This window comes from Treponema sp. R6D11, from assembly GCF_054786075.1.
Genome location: NZ_BDHD01000742.1, coordinates 1 through 555 on the forward strand (window position 1 = coordinate 1; position 555 = coordinate 555).

Annotated in this window: 1 protein-coding gene; it reads left to right on the forward strand. The window is 42.2% G+C overall.

Translation table 11 applies throughout. From position 1 onward, the window contains the following. A partial coding sequence (locus tag ACYVTD_RS15835) for a phage baseplate protein (RefSeq protein WP_461248649.1) occupies positions 1-555 on the forward strand: 555 nt, incomplete at both ends.

Here is a 555-nt window from a genome sequence, read left to right on the forward strand (position 1 = left end):
CCCATCTAAATTTTGATCTATGCCTTACTGAGAGCCACAACTTTAAGGGCAATCTGTCCACGCATCCCATTGAAGACGGAACAAGCATAAATGATAATTTTAGCGAAGAGGGTCAGGAAAATGAAGTGAGTATGCTCGTTAGCGATTACAGCGTCAATCGCGTGGGCGATGAGTTTAAGAAAGGACAGGCACAGCAAATCTGGCAGGACTTGAAGGCGTGGTTTAAGGAACGACGTCTGGTGGCATTATCAACCACGGTTGAGACATATGAAAATGTAATCATAACCGCTTTACATACCGAACGCGATGGTGAGAGTGGACAGGCTTTGAAAATTGATATTACCTATAAACCGGTCAACAATGTCAAATTTAAGAGTGGGCAAATTTCAACCGTGCCTTCAAAACCAAAGAGCACGCCATCCAAAAAAGCACAGGCACAAAAGAATAATGGTTTGAGGTATTCCGGTATGACATATTTATCAACCATCGGTGGTAAATTCATTTCAGGGTCTTTTTTGGTCGTGAATTTTTTGAACAGCGAATACGCAAGGTTGA